Genomic DNA, 22,633 nt, shown 5'->3' on the forward strand with positions numbered 1-22,633 from the left:
CTTAGCATTAAAAAAGCCGTCCAGCAATCATGCTGCGACGGCTTTTTAATATCTTGACTTGGATTAAGCAGGGACTTTTGATTGGCTCATTTTTAGCTTAATAAACACCGCTAAAGCGCAAATCAGCCCGCAGATTAAGCCGACCAAATGCGCCTCGGTTGCTACGCGCGCACCTATCATGGCGGTGACATCACTGCTGGCACCATAAAGCTGTTCGTATCCGACCTTGATGATAACGCCAACGAGCAGTAGATAGCCTGAGCGCAGCTTACGGACAATATCCTGCACTGCGCCGTAGGCGAACAAACCATGCAACATACCGCTTAAGCCGACATAACCAAGCAATTGCGGATAGCCTAAATACAAGCCTATACCTTCAAGTAAACATAACACGAAAAATAGTGCACTTAAGCCTTTGAGATGATAATGAAAATGGTGCAAAAATAGCACCACCCACAGCCCTGCAAGGTTCATCAATAGATGCCATTGATTCGTGTGCAGTAAATTTCCTGTGATTAATCGCCACCATTCACCCTCACTAATTGCACTGCGGCGATAGGCGAGTAGGTTATCGACAGTGGGGCTTGCTAAGTCTGCTGCATACAAACCCGCACAGATCAGACTCACCATCAGCGCGACCCAATAGGGACTGCGTGTCATGCTTTAGGCTCGCTGGCGTCAAGCTCAGCCATGATCGCTGCTTTATTCTGTAGATAGTCATCTAATCCACGTTTGCGAAGATGACAGGCAGGGCAATCACCACAGCCATCGCCAATCACGCCGTTATAGCAGGTGAGAGTATGGTGGCGAACCAGATCAAGTTGCCGATATTTATCCGCCAGTGCCCAGGTTTGTGCCTTATTGAGCCACATTAAAGGCGTGATGATTTTTAGTTGCTTATCCATGCCTTGAACTAAGGCGGATTCCATCGCTTTGACAAAATCGTTACGACAATCAGGGTAGCCTGAAAAATCGGTTTCACACACGCCTGTGATAATCGCCTGCGCCCCTAATTGATAGGCATAAATACCTGCAAGCGTTAAAAATAAAATATTACGGCCGGGCACGAAGGTATTGGGTAAGCCATTTTCCATCAACTCGTGTGAAACGGGTATCGCATCACGGGTGAGGGCTGAAATAGCTAACTCATTGAGTAAGGTGACATCCATGACTTTATGACTGGTGATCTTCAAGCGTTTTGCTAAGGATTTGGCAACTTCAATTTCTTCGCGGTGGCGTTGACCGTAGTCAAAAGTGATCCCATGTACTTCATCGTACTGGGTTAGGGCTTGAATAAGGCAAGTTGTTGAGTCTTGTCCGCCACTGAATACCACCACTGCTTTGGACACCACTGTTTTTGACACTAAGCTCGTTGACATAAAGGATTTCACTTCACCGTAGAACAGGTATTAATAGGGCGTTAGTGTAACTCAGGCCATAGGGCTTGCAAACTCTGACTATAGGGCCGAAATAGGCTTTCTCGGCGCAAAGACTTGCAGCTCAAGCTAAAATCCACTATAAATGCCGCCCCAGAAAAGTGGAACGTCAGTATGAATTACCCTGTCAACGAAGTATTTGAAACCATTCAAGGTGAAGGTGTCTTTACCGGAGTGCCCGCCATATTTGTCCGCCTACAAGGTTGTCCCGTGGGATGTGCTTGGTGCGATACGAAACAGACATGGGATGTGCTTGAAGCCAATAAGGTGTCGCCAGAGCAAGTGATTACCGTAGACGGCACCATTGGTCGCTGGGCTGATCATTCGGCGCAAAGTCTTATCGCTGCCTTTCACGCTAAAGGTTTTACTGCGCGGCATATCGTGATCACCGGCGGTGAGCCTTGTATGTACGATTTACGCGAATTAACCGAGACCTTGCACAGTCAAGGCTTTGCGACTCAAATCGAAACCAGTGGCACCTTCGAAATCAACTGTGCCGATGACACTTGGGTGACAGTATCACCCAAGGTGAACATGAAAGGGGGCTATCAGGTATTAGCACAGGCGCTGAACCGTGCCAATGAGATTAAGCATCCTATCGCTACTGAAAATCACATCGATGAACTTGATGAATTACTGCAAGACATCGATATTTCAGCGAAAACGATTTGCCTGCAGCCGATTAGTCAAAAGCCTAGAGCGACAGAACTGGCGATGAAAGTGTGTATCGCCCGTAATTGGCGCTTATCGATCCAGACCCATAAGTATTTGAATATTGATTAATGCTAATCTGCAAAGCATAAAAAACGCCTCACAGTTGTGGGGCGTTTTTTATGGTGGATGTTTTGTGGATTCTAAACCTAACGACTTAATACAGTTGCTTAATCAAGCTCACTTAACTGGCCGAAATGATTAAATGCTGCAAGTTGGCGCTGATAGGGCGCAATATCGCCGATGTTAGCTGCAATCCAATCTGTATCGTAATAAGTATCAAGGTAACGCTCACCCGAGTCACAAATGAGGGTCACTATTGAGCCTTGCTCTCCACGCGCTTGCATTTGTACGGCAAGTTGCAATGCGCCGTACAGGTTGGTTCCTGTGGATGCGCCGGTTTTGCGGCCAATTAATTGTTCTAACCAATGAATCGTCGCCACCGATGCGGCGTCGGGAATTTGCAGCATAGTATCGACAACTCCAGGAATAAACGATGGCTCGACTCTCGGTCGACCTATGCCTTCAATCTTACTGCCATTGCAACAGGTTAAGCTGGCATCGCCGCTCTGATAGAAATCAAAAAAAACGGAGTTTTGCGGGTCGACTACGCAAAGTTGTGTTGCCAACCTCTGATAGCGAATGTAGCGGCCTATGGTCGCCGATGTGCCGCCAGTGCCTGGGCTCATCACTATCCACCGCGGGATAGTGTGTGGCTCGCGCTCCATCTGATTGAAAATCGAGTTAGCGATATTGTTATTACCGCGCCAGTCGGTTGCACGCTCGGCGTAGGTGAATTGATCCATATAATGGCCGCCGAGCTCTGCGGCAAGGCGCGCCGATTCTGCGTAAATCTCACTGGAATGATCGACAAAATGACATTGGCCGCCATAGAAAGTGATCTGCTCAATCTTCTTTTTAGCTGTGCTTTTGGGCATCACGGCAATAAAAGGTAAACCGAGTAAGCGGGCAAAGTAGGCTTCAGAAATCGCCGTACTGCCCGATGAGGATTCGATAATTGGCGTGCCTTGCTTAATCCAGCCGTTACACAGGGCATAGAGGAAGAGTGAGCGGGCGAGGCGATGCTTCAAACTCCCTGTCGGGTGGGTACTTTCATCTTTAAGATAAATATCTATGCCATCGAGCATAGGTAATTCAAGCTTAATCAAGTGGGTATCGGCGCTGCGCTGAAAATCCGCTTCAATCTTGCCTATTGCGTGGGCTTCCCATGTTGGGCAGAGTCTGTGAGCGCTGTGAGAATCCATTGGTGGTTGAATCGTGTTAGAAATCATAGTAGTCACATCGAAAGGGATCATTTACAGAGCATATCACAGGGACGGGCAAAGCGGTTTTATTGGATGAGCTTGAAGTCATTCGCTTAAAGTAGAGCACGACGTAATTGAAATCAAAAACAAATGTCGCTCACCAAGAGGTTTACTTAATATAGAAATGCCAAGAATTTAATTAGATTAAGCTGGAACAGTCAGATTAAGTTGAAAAAGACTATGCGGAAGTGGAACAAGAAGGATATGCGAGAGTGAAAGAAATGGTGGAGGGAGAAGGATTTGAACCTTCGAAGGCTGAGCCGTCAGATTTACAGTCTGATCCCTTTGGCCACTCGGGAACCCCTCCACAAACTTTCTTTTTAGCTTTACAACTGACTTTTAAAATTGTCTTTCAAAACATCATCAATAACGGACTTGTTTATCAAGACAAAACTAAACATTGGCCATGTTTAGTTTTTGAAAATGATTCTCTGCGTTAGAGATAAAGATGGTGGAGGGAGAAGGATTCGAACCTTCGAAGGCTGAGCCGTCAGATTTACAGTCTGATCCCTTTGGCCACTCGGGAACCCCTCCACGAATACCTTTAACGCTTTTGTAAAACTCTACATCATTTTCGAACAACACGATAAAACTTGCAGTGCAAATGGTGGAGGGAGAAGGATTCGAACCTTCGAAGGCTGAGCCGTCAGATTTACAGTCTGATCCCTTTGGCCACTCGGGAACCCCTCCTCAATTGCGGCCGCCATAGTAGTCAGAAACCTTTTCCATGTAAATACCCAATTTAAAAATATTCCTAAAGTTATGTATCAAATGGTCGATTAACTAACAACGAATTGTTTTGACGATGTTTTTTTATGCAAATTGATGTTCCTTTAGTCAACGAAGCCCAAATTGGCACCCGCTTAAACGCGGCGATAGAAAACGACAGACGGGGCGAATTCGCCCTGTTGCTGTCGTTACTGTCGGTTGACGCACGGGACATGGCACAATTCCAATGGCAAAATGAACTCGATATGGCGCAAAAATTACAGCGTCAGTTCGAATTACCACCGCAGCAAAGTTTAATGGCGGATTTATCGTCTGCTGAACCAGTGGTTGATAACAGCAGTATTTTTATGGCTCAAGGTCCACGTGCGTTTCAATTACAACAAGCATTGCGACCGGAAGCCTTAGTCATCCGTGGCGGCGAGTCAGTCGCAATGGCAGAAGCGTTAAGTAACTGTGACCATGTCACTCAGCTGAGGCAAAGGGGCCAATTAACCGCACCCAAAGTCGAGATCATGCACTTTGCTGATCAATTGGCAATCCAACGTAATCTTGTACCTTTGCTCGCTTCAGCCTAAGCCTGTCTTCCCGCAAGCGATCTTCAATACCCATCGGGTCAATCTGATCCATTTCGATAAATAAGCGTGAGCTAAAGCCAGTTATCTTGAAGCTTAATTACCTATAATTCGTATTAACCTATCGAGTTAAAATTTACCGCGTTAAAAATTTAACGAGCATATTTTAGTGATGCCGTTAATCAGTCGCTCTATACATTAAGGAATACAGATGAAAGGCATAATAGAAGCACAGAGCCCGACAGTGAATGACACTTGCACCGATTGCGGCAGCTTTGTCGATATCGGCGCCGTTATTGATGAACACGATACGTTATTGACGTTAAATTTTGTTGGCGATAGCGCTCAAGCGGATGCCGAAAGCATGGCAACACGCGCTCAAACTCGATTTGCTGAAGTGCAAACTGAATTTGTGACTAAGACTGAAGGCGTCGACTTACTGCTGACCTTCAATGTCAGCGCGGAAAAAATGATTTTTCAATTGGAAAACGGCCTGTAATTTTTAAAGCAGCACTTTAGTTTTTAGTCGGTTATGGATATCCGGAAATCGCGCTAATTGCCTAAAAATGCTGCTATTGTTAACCAAATTGTAATAAATTGTGCCACATGTTGCTGTGCTTACAACAGTTAGTGTAATCTGCCTCCAAATAAGAATAATTCAATCAGCTTAATTCCACATTTTGAGGTAAGTTTGCTAACAGCAAAGACCTTTAGCCCAACACGAAGTTTTGTAGGGAACCAGCGTGAAGCGACGTCAGCATCAGCATTTATTGGAGTCTTTGGTACAGTCAACTGCAAAACAGCAGGGCGATTTCACAAAGACGGCAGAGTTAACCACAGAGTTGTTGTGCCAGAATTTAGCGGTTTCTTTGGTATCAGTGTGGACTTTTTCATCTGATCAACAAACCCAATCACTCGTCGCACAATTTGGTTCTATGATGTTGCAAGACATTCATAGACCTAAGTTATTACAAGATTGTCCCCGGTATGTACACGAGCTCAAAACTCTGCGCCATATCGATGCAGGCAATGCCCTGACCGATCCACGTTTAAGTGAATTGGCTGAGTGCTATTTTATCCCGCGGCAAATCAACTCGAGTCTTGACATCGCCATTCGTATCAATGGCCATCTCGAAGGTGTGCTCTGCATCGAGCGGGCACAATTGACTCCCCACTGGCATGACAGTGAAATTCACCTCGCGTGCCAGATGGCCGACCAATTAGCCCTGACCTTAGCGACAAAACACAGCTACGATAAAGAAGAAAGCTTGAGTTTATTTCGCTGTGCCACTGAACAATCGCGACAAATCAGTATGTTAATTAATCTGCATACTGAAAAAGTCGAGTATGTGAATCAGGCGCACAGTGAAATCACCGGCATACCCCGTGAGCAGATTATCGGCGCGAATATTCGTGAGTTGGCTTTTTTCAAGCAGCATGCCCAATTAGCCGAGCAAACCCTAGCGCAAATCTTTAGGGGGGAAATTGCCAAAGGCGAAGTGCAGTTTAGTCGTGCCGATGGTAGTCGTTATTGGCTGACATACGTGCTGAGTCAGTTCATTACCGATCGCGGCAATCATTATGCCTTGGTCTCGTGTGAAGAAAATACCGACGAGCATAACTATAAGTCAGAGCTTGAACGGCTTGCTTGGCGTTGTGGATTAACGGGACTCCATAACCGTACTCATTTTAATCGAGTGCTTGAACGTACCACGAAGGGACTGTTGTTATTAGTTGATTTAGTGGGATTTAAGCGTTTTAACGATACCTATGGCCATGAAAATGGCGATAGCTTGTTGATAGAAATTGCCCGCCGTTTGAAACATTTTTCTGAGATTAATAAGGCCACTGAAATTGCCCGCGTCGGCAGCGATGAATTTGCAGTGCTGTTGAACGATGATAATGCGGTTTACGATCTCGATTATTTTAGTACGCGCCTGTATCAACATCTTGCCATGCCTATTTTAATCGGCCGCGAGCAAGTCGAACCAAAGCCTGCTTTAGCTGTGGTTGATATTGCCTCTGTGGCGAGTTTGTTTGCCCCATTAACCTGTGCCGATATTGCAGTGCAGTATGCTAAAAAGAAAAAAGGCACTGCAATCCAAGTATTTAACAGCACGTTATTGAGCGCATTTAAAGAGGATGCGCAGATAGAACGTGATTTACACAGTGCGATCCGTGGCCGTCAGTTTGAGCTTTATTATCAGCCACTGAGGGATCTTGAGCAGAATACCTATATTGGCGCCGAAGCCTTAATCCGTTGGCACCACCCTAAAAGAGGCGTGTTATTTCCAGCTTCCTTTATTGATATTGCTGAGCAGTCGGGGATGATTAATTCTATCGGCAGTTGGGTTTTAGAGGCCGCATGTCGACAGTTAAACCTATGGCAGCATCATAATGCAGATATGACAATGCATGTGAATGTGTCGGCCCGCCAGTTCTTCAGTGGTAATTTATTCGAGCAAGTGTGGCAGTTGTTGACGCGTTATCGCTTGAAACCTAAGACGTTAATCTTAGAGATCACTGAGACTGAATTGATGGGTGATATTCGCCATGCGACCTTGTTATGTCAAGAATTAGCGGAATTAGGCGTAGGGCTCGCGATTGACGATTTTGGGACGGGTTACTGCTCTATGCGTTATTTGAAGCAGTTTCCGATCAGTAAACTTAAGATTGATCGTTCGTTTATTTCAGATCTTACCGTCAGCCGTGAAAGTCGTGAAATTGTGTCAGCCATTATCGCCATGGCGAATGCATTAAATATATCTTTAACGGCAGAAGGGGTTGAAACCCTTGAGCAAGAAGCGTTTTTAGCAAAAAGTTTTTGCCATCAGGCACAGGGTTATCTCTATAGCCCTGCATTACGGGAGCCTGAGTTTGCACAATTTATCTTGTCGGCTAAAAGCGCTTCGGCCATAACCCACTAAAGTTACATATAACCCACTAAGTCACAATTATTTCAAATGTGCTGCTCACGATAAAATAAAGGCAACCTAGGTTTGTAATCTAGGTTGCCTTTATTGTTGATCTCTGTACTTGTTCAATCAGCACTATAAACCTTCATCGTAATTTTCCAGTGCAGTTCAGCACTGTATACCTATTAAGATTTTAAGCAGCATTGTTTGAATTTTTTGCCACTATGGCAAATACAGAGATCATTTCTACCGGGTAATTTAGCCGTCATTTGCTGGCCTTGGCTGTAATACCAGCGACTTTCTTGGTAGATAAATTCGGATCGCTCATAGATAGCATCAATTTCACCATCGAGCTTATACCAAGCTTTAAAAGTAACTGTGCCATGTCGTTGTTCAGCTATTGCCGCTTGAGCATTGTGGATTGGTGTTTCAGTGCTGCTCTGTACATCTAATCCTAACCAATGTGGGTGAGGACCAGCCTTGAGGCTCGTGAGAGTAAGGCCATTTAGATGGTCAGGGTGATGTGTTTTTAAAATGTAATCAAAATTTTTCAATACAAATGCGCAGTAGCGTGAGCGCATAAGTTGTTCAGGAGTACGGGCAATGATTTGCCCAGAGTCTACATGCGTATGCAGTGGACCACAGCAATCTTGATAGCTTATCCCACTGCCACAGGGGCAGGCTTGCTTAGTTGTAGTCATGTTGGCTAAATCTTTAGTTTAATTATATTTGTTTGAATTTATTCTATTTATATCTAAATGCGTTAGATGTTAGACAATCCATTTAAACGTAATCGGCATTAACATTAGGGTAATTTTTTACCCGCAGGTAAAGGCGGAAATTGGCGACCATAATACAAGTTAGGCACTGGTTTCGCATTCAGATAATAGCTAGGTTCTGCGCGGTTATTGGTATCTAAGCTCACTTTCCATTGGGTGGATGAGACTTTTTCTGTACCAATAGCAAATTTGCCAGCAAATTCACTCACAGGTTCGCCAGTTTCTTGTGCCGGGTAAAATCGAACCAAATAATAGCCTGTATCTATTGCACCATTACCGATAATTTTGCGTTTAGTAATGCGGAAATCCACGTCAATAGTGGCTTTTTTGGCTTGGATTTTATCGAAAAACTTCTTGTAAATGGCGACAATATTGTCTCGTCCATAGTAAATTTCTTTACTTTGACTCTCAGATAAGTAGCTAGCGTCATCAGCGTAAATCTCACGGGTCACCTCGGGGGACAATTGATTAAAAGCGCTAATAAACAAAGGGTAATTAGCATTGATCAATTGATCATCAGTGGGTTTTGTATGAGTTTTAGCTGGATTGGCTAAGCTTGGCAGTGACAATAAGCACATCAGGACTAGCGGCAAAAATTTCATTACTTTATTCTAATCTGGCAATCATGGCGTCACTATAATGGAGGCGCCCGCTGAACTAAAGCCTTGAATGTTTACAAAGTGTGTTTCTGTACAAGAGTGTGAAGTAAAGGAGCTTGCCATGCTGGATGATGAATCAGCACTGTTTTTTGAGGAAATGGCTGGAGTCGTGCCACTAAAAGGCGATATGCCAGTGGTAAATTTAGCACCGAAAGCGTTGACGGCTGAGCAAATACACAGACGCGATGCTTTACAACGGGAAGCCTTCCTAGCGTGTATGCCACTGGATTTAAAAGTATTTCCACAGCAAGCGCCAGATGACATTGTGAGCTTTAAGCGTGAGGGGGTACAAGGCGGCGTTTTTAAACGACTCCGAATGGGGCAATACAGCATCAAGATGGAGCTTGATGTGCATGCTTATCGGTTAAACCAAGCTCGTGATGCCGTCCTTAACTATTTACTGGCAGCGCAGGCACATGGTGAACGCTGTGTCATGTTGATCCACGGTAAAGGCTATCAGAGTCAACCCTTTGCAGGATTGCTCAAATCCGCTGTGTGCTATTGGTTATCACAACTCGACATGGTGCTTGCCTATCATTCGGCGAAAACCGAGCAGGGCGGTGCTGGGGCACTTTATGTGATGTTAACTAAGTCTGAACAGCTCAAGCTCGAAAACCGTGAAGCCAATCGCAAAGGAATGGGATGGCGTTAGATTAAACAGATAAGGATTGAATAAAAATGCCCAATTTTATTGGGCATTTTGTTTTATGTTATTGGGTGATAATTTAATGACCCCTTACCAACCACACTGGCGGTTTGCGGTGGTATTTTGCTCATCTAACCATGTTTTAAGTGGGGCGAAGTAATCGAGCACCGCTTTTGCATCCATCGTTTCTTTGCCGGTGACTTCTTTCAATGCTTCTGGCCAAGGTTTACTTAAGCCTAACTCGAGCATCTTATTGAGTTTCTCTCCCGCGGCTTGATTACCATAAATACTGCATCTGTGTACCGGACCTTTATCGCCTGCAGTTTCACACAACGCTTGATGGAATTGGAATTGCAAAATATGCGCAAGGAAGTAACGGGTGTAGGGTACATTGCCTGGTACATGGTATTTAGCACCCGGATCAAAATCTGCTTCACTACGTTCAGTCGGTGCTTTTACGCCTTGGTATTTTTCCCTCAGATCCCACCAAGCTTGGTTATATTGGGCGGGCGTGATTTCGCCGCTAAACACTTTCCAGCGCCACTGATCTATCATCAGGCCAAAGGGCAAGAAAGCAATTTTGTCTAAGGCTTGTTTTAGTAAAAGGCCGATATCCTTAGATGCATCAGGTACTTCTTCTAATAAGCCGATTTGCTTTAAATAGCTTGGCGTGATTGACAGTGCAATCGTGTCACCAATTGCTTCATGGAAACCGTCGTTAGCGCTGTTTTTAAACAGGAAGGGTTGTTGCTTATAAGCGCGTTGATAGAAGTTATGCCCAAGTTCGTGGTGGATAACGCTAAAATCTTCGGCAGTTTTTTGGATACACATTTTAATACGGATATCGTCGAGATTATCGAGATCCCATGCCGAAGCGTGACAAACCACATCACGGTCCTTTGGCTGAACGAATAGAGAACGCGCCCAAAAACTTTCTGGCAATGGTGCGAACCCTAATGATGTGAAGAAGCCTTCGGCTTGTTTCACCATTTCATGCTCGTCATAGCCTTTCTTTGCCAGTAACTCAGTGACATCGTAACCCGGATCGGCATTGTCAGGGGCGACGAGATCATACACATTGCCCCATTGCTGGGCCCACATGTTGCCAAGTAAGTGTGCCGGGATGGGGCCAGTGGTCGGTGCGACGGTATCGCCGTACTCTTTATTCAATTCTCCCCGTACGTAGCAGTGCAAGGACTCATAAAGTGGCTTAACTTGGCCCCAAAGACGGTCGAGTTCCTGTGAAAAGTCATCGGGCTTCATATCGTATTGACTGCGCCATAGTTCAGACAGGTTGGCATAACCGAGATCCTTTGCGCCTTCATTGGCCAGTTCAACTTCGCGTTGAAACAAGGGGCGCATGGGTTTAGCTATTTCACGCCAGCCTTTCCACGCTTCCAGTAATTTTACGGGATCTCGTGATTCGGCCATTAAGCTCGATAGCTCAGGCTGAGTCATACACTTGCCGTCGGCAAAACAGTATTTTCCTTTGCCGTACAAGCCATTTAATTCTGAACTAATTTGCGCCAGCTCGGTATTCTTCGCAGGATCGAGCGGCGCGGGTAACACTAACGCACTGCGCAGGATATTGAGCTTGCGGGCATTTACGGGATCGAGTTGCACATTGGCATACTTAGCCGCCTCGGTTGCAAATTTTACCGACGCGGCACTGACCTTTTCGCCGACTGCGGCAGACAGGGCCGCGGTATCATCAGTAATAAAGTTGCTGTAAATCCACTCGGCGCGATTAGATTCAATCGATAATTCGGCCATCTTGGCTTCAGCATCGTTAATAAAAGCAATGGCTTGTGCTTTATCTGGGGCGATATTGATGACAGCTGCTTCTGCAGTAGCTGTTTTGTCTGTTTTGTCTGTTTTACTTTGTGCATCATTACAGGCCGTTAATCCCAGCGCGAGTGCCACTGTGAGGGCGATTTTACTGCGACGATTCAATGAAATAACCATGTCTAGTTTTCCTTGTTGTTTTTGTGTTACACAGTTTACCTAAACCACAGGGTTATTGCACAAGGGTTAATTGACTTGTTTTTAACACTTATTCGGACATGTACGACATACCGCTTGTATCACAGACTAGAAAGCGGTGAATTTGTCCAATTTTAGTTTGACATCCGTGGTGCCAATGTTTAATTTAAACGAGTGTTTTAAATTAATTCAAGGTCACGGAATGGCAAGTCGATCCGATACAAAAACTAGAATACTTGATGCCGCAGAAAAACTGTTCGCCGAACGGGGCTTTTCTGAGACCTCCTTGCGACTCATTACCAGCAAAGCTGAGGTGAATTTAGCATCGGTCAATTATCACTTTGGTTCTAAAAAAGAGCTGATCCGTGCAGTGTTAGCCCGCTATTTAGACGTGTTTATGCCTGCCGCTTCAAGCCAAATTCATCGTTTAAATGCCGCTCCAGCACAAGCAACACTCGAAGAGATCCTGTCTTCTTTGGTCGATCCTTTATTGGATTTAAACGCGCTACGTACCGAAGGCACCACGATCTTCCTGCAGCTTTTAGGCCGTGGCTATATCGAAAGCCAAGGGCATTTACGTTGGTTTATCACTACCCATTACGGCCAGCATCTGGATGCTTTTGTTAAAGCCGTTTCGGGCAGTGCACCACATATTCCACCCGCTGAAATGTTTTGGCGCTTACACTTTACCTTAGGCACTATCGTATTCACTATGGCGTCCGCTGATGCCCTAAATGACATTGCTGCTGCTGAGTTTGGTGAGCATAACGACATCGAAGCCGTGATCCGTAAAGTGATCCCCTACATGGCGGCTGGCGTATCAGTCCCCGTTTCTTCTTAATTAAAAGGTCTTGATAATGTTGACGATTATAATTCTTGCCCTGATAGCCATTGTCGTGTTGTTTGCGGTGAAAAATATCCGGATGCAGTTTATTACCCGCCCAGTTTTTAGTTTTTTCAAGAAGGTCTTGCCGCCACTTTCCGATACCGAGCGTGAAGCGATGGAAGCGGGTGATGTATGGTGGGAAGGGGAGTTATTTCGCGGAAATCCTAACTGGAATACCTTGCATAGCTATGGCAAACCCACGCTAACTGCAGAAGAAAAAGACTTTATTGATAATCAAGTGATGACAGCACTGACGATGATCGATGATTTCGACATAGTTCATAACCGCAAGGATTTACCGCCAGAGCTGTGGGAATACTTTAAGAAAGAAGGTTTCTTCGCACTGATCATTCCGAAGAAATTCGGTGGCAAAGCTTTCTCTGCCTATGCTAACTCTACCATTGTCAGCAAATTAGCCAGCCGCAGCGTAAGCGCTGCTGTTACAGTAATGGTGCCGAACTCTTTAGGCCCTGGTGAGTTGCTGACCCACTATGGTACGAGCGAGCAGAAAGAACGCTGGTTACCTGCTTTAGCTAAAGGCGATGAAATTCCTTGTTTTGCATTAACTGGTCCAGAAGCGGGCAGTGATGCCGGCGCTATCCCCGATGTAGGTATTGTGTGTCGTGATATTTTCAACGGCGAAGAAATGCTTGGGCTTAAACTTACATGGGATAAGCGTTATATCACGCTGGCTCCTGTAGCAACAGTTCTGGGTTTAGCGTTCCAAATGCGCGATCCTGAAGGTCTGCTTGGCGATAAGAAAAACTTAGGCATTACCTGTGCGTTGATCCCAACGGATCATCCTGGTGTGGTTATTGGTCGTCGCCATAATCCGCTGGGCATGGCGTTTATGAACGGTACTACTCAAGGTAAAGAAGTGTTTATTCCGCTCGATTGGATTATCGGTGGCCCTGAATTTGCCGGTAAAGGCTGGCGTATGCTGGTTGAGTGTTTGTCAGCGGGCCGCGGTATTTCATTGCCAGCATTGGCAACGGCTTCTGGTCACATGGCGACTAAGACGACAACGGCTTACAGCTACGTGCGTCACCAGTTTGGTATGGCAATTGGTCAGTTTGAAGGGGTGCAAGAAGCGCTGGCGCGTATTATTGCCAACACTTATCAGTTAGAAGCTGCGCGTCGTTTAACAACCACGGGTATCGATCTAAAAGTCAAACCTTCGGTCGTGACCGCGATAGCTAAGTACCACATGACTGAATTAGGCCGTTCAGTGATGAATGATGCCATGGATATTCAATCGGGTAAGGGCATTCAATTAGGACCTAAAAACTATTTAGGCCACCCTTATATGTCGAATCCAATTTCGATCACTGTGGAAGGCGCGAATATTCTAACCCGCTCATTGATGATTTTTGGTCAAGGTGCGACTCGCTGCCATCCTTACGTGCTTGCCGAAATGGAAGCCGCAGCGATGGAAAACCAACATGAAGCCTTAGAGCGTTTTGATGCGTTACTAATGGGTCACATGGGTTATGCCACGCGTAATGCTTTCAGTGCTTTGTTTAGCGCGTTAAGCGGTAGCCGTTTTGGCAGTGCGCCAGTGAGCGGTGAAACTAAGCAGTATTATAAAGATATGTCGCGTATTTCGTCTGCATTAGCCTTAATGACAGATTTATCAATGCTGATCATGGGCGGCGATTTAAAACGCAAAGAAATGCTCTCAGCACGTATGGGTGATGTGCTCAGCCAGTTATATTTAGGCTCAGCAACCTTGAAGTTGTTTGAAGATAATGGCCGTCAACAGGACGATTTGCCTGCGGTACGTTATGTAATGGCCAATCGTTTGCACTTGGCGGCGAAAGCGTTGGAAGACACGATTCGTAACTTCCCGAGCCGTCCTGTGGCCTGGTTACTGCGCGGCTTAATTTTCCCACTGGGTAATCACTTCACTGCACCGAGCGACAAAATGGCGACCGATTTAGTTAGCGGTATGTTGAAGCCTGGCCCTGCTCGTGAACGTATTACTTTCTTATGTCCTGAATTTGAAGGGGATAAGGGTGGTATTGCTGAAGTTGAGCAAGCATTTATCGCGCAATATGCCTGTAAAGATATCTATAAAAAACTGAAGAAAGCGCAGCGTGCCGGTGAGTTGCCAGCAAAAGTGCCGAATCTCGTCTTGTTTGCAAAAGCACTCGAGACTGGCGTTATCACTGCCGACGAAGAACAAAAGTTACAGCATGCTGATAAGCTGCGCTTAGCGGCAATTAATGTGAATGATTTCGAAGCGTTATAGTGATTGTTAGTGTTTGATGTTAGCGTTTAATGTTAGTGCAGTTTGGTCTAAGCGGTGTTAACTTCGATGGCTACGCCGCTTGGTCCGCTTAGATTTCCCCCAGCAATGAGAGACCGATAAATCAGCACCAACAGAAATCTGCACTTACAGAAAACAGTCAATATAAAAAAACCACCTTCATGAGGTGGTTTTTTATTGGCTGTTTTCTAACGAGCTTGAGTTGTTAGAAGAAGCTTAAGCAACTTAAGCTACGATCAACACTTTACAGGTGTTAGTGCCGCCAATCGTTTCCATTGCATCGCCTTTGGTCATTAATACCATATCACCGCTATTCAAATAACCAGCCGCTGTTAATGCTTCTAACGCTTTTTGCGCTAGCTCATCGGCTGGGTGGATAGTTGAATCGAAGTAGATTGGCAACACGCCGCGGTACAAGGCCATTTTGGCTAGGGTTGTTGCGTGACGTGATAAACCTAAGATTGGCAGTGAAGAACTGATACGAGACATCAACTGTGGTGTTGCACCTGATTCAGTCAGAGCGATAATCGCCTTAACGCCTTCTAGGTGGTTTGCTGCATACATAGTTGATAGCGCAATGGTCTCTTCAACTGAAGTGAAACGCACATCTAATCTATGCTTAGACACAATCACACTTGGGTGAGATTCTGCGCCAACACACACGTTTGCCATTGCCTTAACGGTTTCTTCTGGGAAGTCACCGGCAGCAGTTTCAGCAGATAACATCACAGCATCGGTACCATCAAGCACAGCGTTCGCCACGTCCATCACTTCGGCGCGGGTTGGCATTGGGCTTGAAATCATCGATTCCATCATCTGAGTGGCAGTGATGACGACTTTATTCAGTTGGCGTGAACGGGCGATTAACTTCTTCTGCACCGCAACGAGTGCTGCATCACCAATTTCAACACCTAAGTCACCACGGGCAACCATAACAACGTCAGACGCTAAGATCACATCATCCATAGCGGCATCGGTCGCAACCGCTTCAGCACGTTCAACTTTAGCAACGATCAACGCATTACAACCTGCTTGACGGGCAAGATCGCGTGCATAGTCCAAGTCAGCACCACTGCGCGGGAAAGACACGGCTAAATAATCCACTTGGATCATTGCTGCAGTGAGAATGTCAGCCTTGTCTTTTTCGGTCAGCGCAGCAGCAGAAAGTCCGCCGCCTTGTTTGTTAATACCTTTGTTGTTAGATAAAGGGCCTGCCACAGTCACTGTGGTATGCACTTTACGGCCTTCAACACGCTCAACGCGTAATTGAACACGGCCATCATCTAACATCAGGATATCACCAACAGTCACATCGTCTGGCAATTGCTTGTAATCGATACCCACTTGGGTCTCGTCGCCTTCACCTTTGGCTAACTCGGCATCAAGTACATAGGCTTGACCTAATACGAGTTGTACTTTCTTATTGTCTTTGAAAGTAGAAACGCGGATTTTAGGGCCTTGTAAGTCACCCAAAATAGCCACATGAACGCCCAACTCTTTAGCGATTTCGCGCGCTTGAGTGGCTCGTTTTAAGTGATCTTCTGGGGAACCGTGAGAGAAATTAAGACGTACAACGTTTGCACCTGCCGCGATGATGCGGCGTAGGTTATCATCACGATCGGTAGCGGGACCTAGAGTGGTGACGATTTTGGTTCTGCGGAACATAAGGATACTCCGTTAAAGTTAAAAAAATCTTGGGACTATATTACCATGCAATTCCAAATTTTGTAGTAAAGTTACAATCAAATTGATCTAAAGTTATGTATGAAAATTGTGAGGTATCGCTGATATTTGCACGATAAATGGCTAGGTTAAGGATCAACACTAGCCATTTTTAGAAAAGGAAGTGAGTTACAGTATCGGATCTTTATTGATGCGAGACTCTTTTAACACTTCTTTCACTCGTTTCAAATTATCGCGGAAACGTGGGCCTCTACGTAAGGTAAAACCCGTTGCCAATACATCTATAGTGACTAATTGGGCTAAACGCGAGGCCATAGGTAAATACATGTCTGTATCTTCTGGCACTTCCATTGTCACGGGCAGTGTACATTCCATTGACAAAGGCGAGTTGCGGGCGGTAATACCAATCACAGCTGCACCATTTTCTCTCGCTAAACGCGCTATTTCAATCAATGACTTAGTGCGGCCAGTGTGGGAAATCAATACCACCACATCGCCCTCATTACTGTTAATACAGCTCATGCGTTGCATTAGAACATCGTCAAAACAGATGACAGGGACATTAAAGCGGAAGAATTTATTTTGCGCGTCATGGGCAACTGAAGCGGATGCGCCTAGGCCAAAAAAGGAAATAGTCTTAGCTTGAGTGAGAATATCAACGGCTTTATTAATGGCTGAAATGTCTAGGCTTTGACGTGCGGTATCGAGCGAAGCCATTGAAGATTCAAATATTTTTGTCGTGTAAGACTCAGTCGAATCATCTTCTTCAACGTGGCGGCTCACATAAGGTGTACCGTTCGCAAGACTTTGTGCTAGATGTAACTTAAAATCAGGGAAACCTTTAGTATCTAAGCGGCGGCAGAAACGATTCACAGTAGGTTCACTGACATCTGCCATCTTAGCCAGTGTGGCGATGCTAGAATGTATAGCTGTCTGTGGTGATGCTAAGATCACCTCTGCAACTTTGCGTTCTGATTTACTAAAATGGGTGAGGCTTTTTTGAACCTTTTCTAGGGTATTCATACGCGTATGTCCGCTAAATTGAGAATGTAATTTTATTTATTTTTATTTCGTGGGCGCAGATCAAGACTGGCAGCCCACTAATAGACTCTATGTAGTAACTTTTCAGTACAATTTTGAAATAAGACTTTACTACCTTCAGTAATTTAAGCACAAAAAGCATATCAGATTTATGCAGCAAGTGACTAGTTAGCAAGAATGTTAATATTTATAAAAATAGATGCATTTAACAAATTCTGTTGTTATATTACAACAAAAGTGTGGATTTCTTCATCGACATGAAGGGACACGACATACAAAGGAGATCGTAACGCAATGGGCAAAACAACATCAGGCGCCAAAGCTTGTGACTTCGTACTCTTTGGTACTAAAGGCGATTTGGCACGACGCAAGTTGTTACCTTCTTTATACCAGCTAGATAAAGCTGAACTTCTCGATAAAGATACGAAAGTGATCGGTGTCGCGAAAGACGAGTTTACTCAAGATGAGTTTATCGAATTAGTCACGCTTGCATTAAACACCTTCGTTAAAGAGCCTTTGTGCGAAGAGACTCTCCAACGTTTCCTGTCCCGCTGCCACTATATAGGCACTAACTTTACCGATTCAGCGGGCTACAGTGCCTTCCATGATCTGCTCAAACCAGAAGAGCGCGTTATGGTCAGTTACTTTGCTACGCCACCTGCAATATTCGGCGACATTTGCCGTTGTTTGCATGAACAAGATCTTATCCACCCAGATTCACGCGTGGTGCTCGAAAAGCCCATCGGCTCAGATTTAGACTCTTCTCGCGTTATCAATGACCAAGTTTCCGCTTACTTCAAAGAACGTCAGGTTTACCGTATCGACCATTACTTAGGTAAAGAAACCGTACAGAACTTGATTGCACTGCGTTTTGCTAACTCTTTATTTGCCTCTAAGTGGGACAACCGTACGATTGACCACGTCCAGATCACAGTCGCAGAAGAAGTGGGCATCGAAGGCCGTTGGGGTTACTTCGACAAAGCGGGTCAAATGCGTGACATGATCCAGAACCATTTGCTGCAAGTGTTAACGCTCGTTGCTATGGACCCACCCGTTAACTTAGACGCTGACAGCATCCGTGATGAAAAAGTTAAAGTGCTTAAATCACTGCGTCCGATTAATTCAGACAATGTGTATGAAAATACCGTTCGCGGTCAGTACAGCGCAGGCTTCTTAAAGGGCAGCCCAGTACCGGGTTATTTAGAAGAGGAAGGCGCTAACCTTCAATCACACACTGAAACCTTCGTGGCGATTCGTGTGGATATCGACAACTGGCGTTGGGCGGGCGTGCCTTTCTATTTACGTAGCGGTAAACGTATGCCGTTTAAGAGCTCTGAAATTGTGGTGTATTTCAAAAACCCACCGCATAACTTATATCGCTCAAGCTACCGTAATCTGCCACCGAACAAGCTGACGATCCGTCTGCAGCCCCATGAAGGGGTTGAAATCCAGATGATGAACAAAGTGCCAGGTTTGGAGCAAAAACAACGTCTACAAACCACTAAACTCGATTTGAGCTTCTCTGATACCTTTAAAAATGAACGTATCGCCGATGCCTATGAGCGTCTATTACTCGAAGCTATGCTCGGTAATCAAGCGCTGTTCGTGCGCCGCGACGAAGTCGAGCAGGCATGGACTTGGGTGGATGGCATTATCCAATCGTGGGAACAAAGCAACGAAAAACCAAAACCTTATCCTGCGGGTACTTGGGGTCCAGTTGCGTCAGTTGCTTTGATTACCAAAGATGGCCGTTCGTGGGACGAGTAGGAGACTTTGATGATTAAAGAAACCGTATTCAAATCTTTCGATACGCCAAGTGCGTTAGAACAGCAATTGGCCAGCAAGATTGCGAGCCAGTTGCAGGAAGCCGTCGATGCCCGCGGAAAAGCCAGCTTAGTGGTTTCCGGTGGTTCGACGCCGCTTAAGTTATTTCAACTATTGAGCATGAAATCCATCGATTGGAGTGATGTTTATATCACGCTTGCCGATGAGCGCTGGGTTGAAGCCGACGCCGATGCTTCTAATGAGCGTCTCGTGCGTGAACATTTATTACAAAACCGTGCGGCGAATGCCAAATTCCGCGGTTTAAAAAACATGTTTTCGACCGCAGAAGCGGGCGCCGATATGGCCGCCGAGTCCTTGTCTAACTTCCCACGTCCTTTTGATGTGGTGGTGTTAGGCATGGGTAACGATGGTCATACCTGCTCTTGGTTTCCCTGCAGTGCTGAGCTTGAACATGCGCTCACAACCCAAGCCCTGTGTGTGGCGACGAACCCCACCACAGCGCCCCATGGTAGAATTACGCTCTCTAAGAGTGCGATTCTGAACAGCAGACAAATTTATCTGCACTTGGTCGGGGAACAGAAATTATCCGTATATCGTCAAGCGTTAGAAAGTGATGATGTCCATGCTATGCCTATCAGAGCCGTATTAGCGCAGCGTAAAACGCCCGTTGATGTGTTCTGGAGCGCTTAAGGAGTCACTATGCACTCAGTAGAAATACACTCAGTAGTTCAAGCTGTTACCGACAGAATTATTGCCCGTAGCAAAGCGTCACGTGAAGGTTATCTCGCCGCATTGAATGATGCCCGTAACCATGGTGTACACCGTAGCTCATTGAGCTGTGGCAACTTAGCCCATGGTTTTGCCGCCTGTAATCCAGACGACAAAAATGCATTGCGTCAATTGAATAAGGCGAACATCGGCATAGTGACGGCATTTAACGATATGTTATCTGCGCACCAACCCTATGAAAGCTATCCTGAATTGCTTAAAAAAGCCTGTCAGGAAGTCGGCAGTGTTGCACAAGTGGCGGGCGGTGTTCCGGCCATGTGTGATGGTGTGACTCAAGGTCAACCTGGTATGGAATTGAGCTTACTGAGTCGTGAAGTGATTGCGATGGCAACGGCTGTGGGTTTGTCTCACAACATGTTCGATGGCGCTTTACTGCTCGGCATTTGCGATAAAATCGTTCCAGGTTTACTTATCGGCGCCTTAAGTTTTGGTCACTTACCTATGTTATTCGTGCCGGCAGGGCCGATGAAATCAGGTATCCCGAACAAAGAAAAAGCCCGTATTCGTCAACAATTTGCTCAAGGTAAAGTAGACCGCGCGCAGCTATTAGAAGCTGAAGCTCAGTCTTACCACAGTGCAGGAACCTGTACTTTCTACGGCACGGCAAACTCGAATCAGTTGATGCTTGAAGTGATGGGCCTGCAGTTACCTGGCTCGTCATTTGTGAATCCTGATGATCCACTGCGCGAAGCATTAAATAAGATGGCAGCTAAGCAAGTGTGTCGTTTAACCGAAATGGGCACCCAATATACCCCAATCGGTGAAGTGGTCAGCGAAAAATCTGTGGTTAACGGCATAGTCGCGCTATTAGCGACAGGCGGTTCAACTAACTTGACGATGCACATAGTCGCCGCGGCTCGTGCTGCCGGTATTATTGTGAACTGGGATGATTTTTCTGAATTATCCGATGCTGTACCACTAGTGGCGCGCGTGTATCCAAACGGTCACGCCGATATTAATCATTTCCATGCAGCCGGTGGCATGGCGTACTTAATCAAAGAATTGCTCGATGCGGGTCTATTGCATGAAGATGTAAATACCGTTGCGGGCTTTGGTTTACGCCGTTATACCCAAGAGCCAAGGCTGCTCGACGGTGAACTGCGCTGGGTCGATGGTCCAACGACTAGCTTAGATACTGAAGTGTTAACGTCAGTCGCATCACCTTTCCAAGGCAACGGTGGCTTAAAATTACTCAAAGGTAACTTAGGCCGCGCTGTGATCAAAGTGTCAGCAGTACAAGAACAACATCGTGTCGTTGAAGCGCCCGCAGTGGTGATTGACGATCAAAACAAACTCGATGCCTTGTTCCAAGCCGGTGCTCTGGATAGAGATTGTGTTGTGGTGGTTAAAGGTCAAGGCCCGAAAGCCAACGGTATGCCAGAATTACACAAGTTAACCCCATTATTGGGAACGCTTCAGGACAAAGGCTTTAAAGTCGCGCTGCTGACCGACGGTCGTATGTCTGGCGCGTCGGGTAAAGTCCCTGCGGCCATTCATTTAACGCCAGAAGCCTTAGATGGCGGTTTAATTGCCAAAGTCCAAGATGGCGACTTGATCCGTGTCGATGCGTTAACAGGCGAACTGAGCCTGCTTGTCTCTGAAGCTGAACTTGCCACCAGAGCCGCGGGAATAGTGGATTTACATCGCTCACGTTATGGCATGGGCCGCGAGTTATTTAGTGCGCTACGTTCAAATCTAAGTAGTCCAGAAACTGGTGCGCGTTGTACTAATGCCATCGATGAACTTTATTAATACAAAGGAAGAATAACGCAATGCTTGAGAATAACTGGTCACTACAGCCACAAGATATTTTTAAACGCAGCCCTATTGTTCCTGTTATGGTGATTAACAAGATTGAACATGCGGTGCCATTAGCGCGAGCACTGGTTGCCGGCGGCATTAGCGTGTTAGAAGTGACTTTGCGTACGCCTTGTGCACTCGAAGCTATCACTAAAATCGCCAAAGAAGTGCCTGAGGCCTTAGTCGGCGCAGGGACTATCTTAAACGAAGCTCAGCTTGATCTTGCGATTGCCGCGGGTGCGCAGTTTATTATTACCCCAGGCGCGACGGTTGAACTGCTCAAAGCGGGTATGCATGGTCCAATCCCTTTAATTCCAGGGGTTGCGAGCATTTCAGAAGTGATGACGGGGATGGCGCTCGGTTACACCCACTTTAAATTCTTCCCAGCCGAAGCCTCGGGTGGTGTCGATGCTCTTAAAGCCTTCTCGGGTCCGCTAGCGGACATTCGCTTCTGCCCAACAGGTGGCATTACGCCAAGCAGCTATAAAGATTATTTAGCGTTGAAAAACGTCGATTGTATTGGTGGTAGTTGGATTGCGCCAACGGATGCAATGGAACACGGCGATTGGGATCGTATCACTCAACTTTGTAAAGATGCCATCGGCGCTTTATAAATCGAGCTTGA

At 45.9% G+C, this 22,633-nt stretch carries 19 protein-coding genes and 3 tRNA genes; 11 read left to right on the plus strand and 11 right to left on the minus strand.

Features of this window, described 5'->3' with window-relative positions; genetic code table 11:
- Positions 1 to 63 precede the first annotated feature (63 nt).
- Together rrtA and queC are read right to left on the minus strand one after the other, a co-directional pair.
- The gene (gene rrtA, locus L5M11_RS09505) at positions 64 to 660 is read right to left on the minus strand and encodes a rhombosortase (RefSeq protein ID WP_263191976.1); all 597 of its coding nucleotides are present in this window, start codon (positions 658 to 660) and stop codon (positions 64 to 66) included.
- Positions 657 to 1,379, minus strand: coding sequence for a 7-cyano-7-deazaguanine synthase QueC (gene queC / locus L5M11_RS09510; RefSeq protein ID WP_105252449.1), 723 nt, complete (start codon positions 1,377 to 1,379; stop codon positions 657 to 659). The genes rrtA and queC overlap by 4 nt, the downstream gene beginning before the upstream one ends.
- Positions 1,380 to 1,550: 171 nt before the next feature.
- On the opposite strand from queC, the gene queE reads away from it, so the two are divergent.
- Complete coding sequence (queE, locus tag L5M11_RS09515) at positions 1,551 to 2,219, plus strand: 7-carboxy-7-deazaguanine synthase QueE (protein WP_028760010.1); 669 nt, start codon at positions 1,551 to 1,553, stop codon at positions 2,217 to 2,219.
- 98 nt (positions 2,220 to 2,317) lie between these two features.
- Here the strand turns inward: queE and L5M11_RS09520 are convergent, their stop codons facing one another.
- From L5M11_RS09520 to L5M11_RS09535, 4 genes are all read right to left on the minus strand, one after another.
- Positions 2,318 to 3,463 carry a PLP-dependent cysteine synthase family protein gene (locus L5M11_RS09520; RefSeq protein ID WP_287481019.1) on the minus strand — a complete coding sequence of 382 codons (1,146 nt, stop codon included), beginning with the start codon at positions 3,461 to 3,463 and terminating at the stop codon, positions 2,318 to 2,320.
- A 231-nt stretch (positions 3,464 to 3,694) separates the two neighbouring features.
- Positions 3,695 to 3,779, minus strand: a tRNA-Tyr gene (locus L5M11_RS09525).
- Between the two features lie 142 nt (positions 3,780 to 3,921).
- Positions 3,922 to 4,006: transfer RNA gene (locus L5M11_RS09530), tRNA-Tyr, on the minus strand.
- A 71-nt stretch (positions 4,007 to 4,077) separates the two neighbouring features.
- A tRNA-Tyr gene (locus L5M11_RS09535) sits at positions 4,078 to 4,162 on the minus strand.
- A gap of 125 nt (positions 4,163 to 4,287) precedes the next feature.
- Here L5M11_RS09535 and L5M11_RS09540 point away from each other — a divergent pair.
- The 3 genes from L5M11_RS09540 (at position 4,288) to L5M11_RS09550 (ending at position 7,700) form a co-directional block, all read left to right on the plus strand.
- Positions 4,288 to 4,776, plus strand: a complete 489-nt coding sequence (locus tag L5M11_RS09540) for a VC2046/SO_2500 family protein (RefSeq protein WP_131524165.1) — start codon at positions 4,288 to 4,290, stop codon at positions 4,774 to 4,776.
- A gap of 208 nt (positions 4,777 to 4,984) precedes the next feature.
- Positions 4,985 to 5,272, plus strand: a complete 288-nt coding sequence (locus L5M11_RS09545) for a DUF406 family protein (RefSeq protein WP_113939682.1) — start codon at positions 4,985 to 4,987, stop codon at positions 5,270 to 5,272.
- A 244-nt stretch (positions 5,273 to 5,516) separates the two neighbouring features.
- Entirely contained in the window at positions 5,517 to 7,700 is a 2,184-nt protein-coding gene (locus L5M11_RS09550) for a putative bifunctional diguanylate cyclase/phosphodiesterase (protein ID WP_263191978.1), read from the plus strand.
- Positions 7,701 to 7,873: 173 nt separating this feature from the next.
- Here L5M11_RS09550 and L5M11_RS09555 read toward each other — a convergent pair whose 3' ends face one another.
- On the minus strand, positions 7,874 to 8,389 hold the full coding sequence (locus L5M11_RS09555) for a YchJ family protein (protein WP_263178420.1): 516 nt from the start codon (positions 8,387 to 8,389) through the stop codon (positions 7,874 to 7,876).
- Between the two features lie 104 nt (positions 8,390 to 8,493).
- On the minus strand, positions 8,494 to 9,069 hold the full coding sequence (locus tag L5M11_RS09560; RefSeq protein WP_263191979.1) for a nuclear transport factor 2 family protein: 576 nt from the start codon (positions 9,067 to 9,069) through the stop codon (positions 8,494 to 8,496).
- Between the two features lie 118 nt (positions 9,070 to 9,187).
- Between L5M11_RS09560 and smrA the strand changes: the two genes are divergently transcribed.
- Positions 9,188 to 9,778: a DNA endonuclease SmrA gene (gene smrA, locus L5M11_RS09565; RefSeq protein ID WP_028760003.1), complete on the plus strand. Its 591-nt coding sequence runs from the start codon at positions 9,188 to 9,190 to the stop codon at positions 9,776 to 9,778.
- Between the two features lie 84 nt (positions 9,779 to 9,862).
- Here smrA and L5M11_RS09570 read toward each other — a convergent pair whose 3' ends face one another.
- Positions 9,863 to 11,737 carry a M2 family metallopeptidase gene (locus L5M11_RS09570; protein WP_263191984.1) on the minus strand — a complete coding sequence of 625 codons (1,875 nt, stop codon included), beginning with the start codon at positions 11,735 to 11,737 and terminating at the stop codon, positions 9,863 to 9,865.
- 220 nt (positions 11,738 to 11,957) lie between these two features.
- Here L5M11_RS09570 and L5M11_RS09575 point away from each other — a divergent pair, with 220 nt between their 5' ends.
- Positions 11,958 to 12,596: a TetR/AcrR family transcriptional regulator gene (locus L5M11_RS09575; protein WP_263191985.1), complete on the plus strand. Its 639-nt coding sequence runs from the start codon at positions 11,958 to 11,960 to the stop codon at positions 12,594 to 12,596.
- A gap of 16 nt (positions 12,597 to 12,612) precedes the next feature.
- On the plus strand, positions 12,613 to 14,892 hold the full coding sequence (locus L5M11_RS09580; RefSeq protein ID WP_028760000.1) for an acyl-CoA dehydrogenase: 2,280 nt from the start codon (positions 12,613 to 12,615) through the stop codon (positions 14,890 to 14,892).
- Between the two features lie 243 nt (positions 14,893 to 15,135).
- Here the strand turns inward: L5M11_RS09580 and pyk are convergent, their stop codons facing one another.
- Both pyk and L5M11_RS09590 read right to left on the minus strand, forming a co-directional pair.
- The gene (pyk, locus tag L5M11_RS09585; RefSeq protein ID WP_105252459.1) at positions 15,136 to 16,575 is read right to left on the minus strand and encodes a pyruvate kinase; all 1,440 of its coding nucleotides are present in this window, start codon (positions 16,573 to 16,575) and stop codon (positions 15,136 to 15,138) included.
- 186 nt (positions 16,576 to 16,761) lie between these two features.
- Positions 16,762 to 17,616, minus strand: a complete 855-nt coding sequence (locus tag L5M11_RS09590) for a MurR/RpiR family transcriptional regulator (RefSeq protein WP_006081563.1) — start codon at positions 17,614 to 17,616, stop codon at positions 16,762 to 16,764.
- 312 nt (positions 17,617 to 17,928) lie between these two features.
- On the opposite strand from L5M11_RS09590, the gene zwf reads away from it, so the two are divergent.
- Genes zwf through L5M11_RS09610 form a run of 4 tightly spaced genes read left to right on the plus strand, consistent with a single transcriptional unit; the run spans position 17,929 to position 22,622 of the window.
- Positions 17,929 to 19,401 carry a glucose-6-phosphate dehydrogenase gene (gene zwf / locus L5M11_RS09595; protein WP_028759998.1) on the plus strand — a complete coding sequence of 491 codons (1,473 nt, stop codon included), beginning with the start codon at positions 17,929 to 17,931 and terminating at the stop codon, positions 19,399 to 19,401.
- Between the two features lie 9 nt (positions 19,402 to 19,410).
- Positions 19,411 to 20,109, plus strand: a complete 699-nt coding sequence (pgl, locus tag L5M11_RS09600) for a 6-phosphogluconolactonase (RefSeq protein WP_263191986.1) — start codon at positions 19,411 to 19,413, stop codon at positions 20,107 to 20,109.
- A gap of 24 nt (positions 20,110 to 20,133) precedes the next feature.
- Positions 20,134 to 21,960 (plus strand): phosphogluconate dehydratase, encoded by a 1,827-nt coding sequence (gene edd / locus L5M11_RS09605; RefSeq protein ID WP_028759996.1) that lies wholly within the window; start codon positions 20,134 to 20,136, stop codon positions 21,958 to 21,960.
- Positions 21,961 to 21,980: 20 nt separating this feature from the next.
- Complete coding sequence (locus tag L5M11_RS09610) at positions 21,981 to 22,622, plus strand: bifunctional 4-hydroxy-2-oxoglutarate aldolase/2-dehydro-3-deoxy-phosphogluconate aldolase (protein ID WP_028759995.1); 642 nt, start codon at positions 21,981 to 21,983, stop codon at positions 22,620 to 22,622.
- Positions 22,623 to 22,633: the final 11 nt, after the last annotated feature.

The sequence above is a fragment of the Shewanella sp. SM87 genome, assembly GCF_025653705.1.
Classification (GTDB): Bacteria; Pseudomonadota; Gammaproteobacteria; order Enterobacterales; family Shewanellaceae; genus Shewanella; species Shewanella oncorhynchi.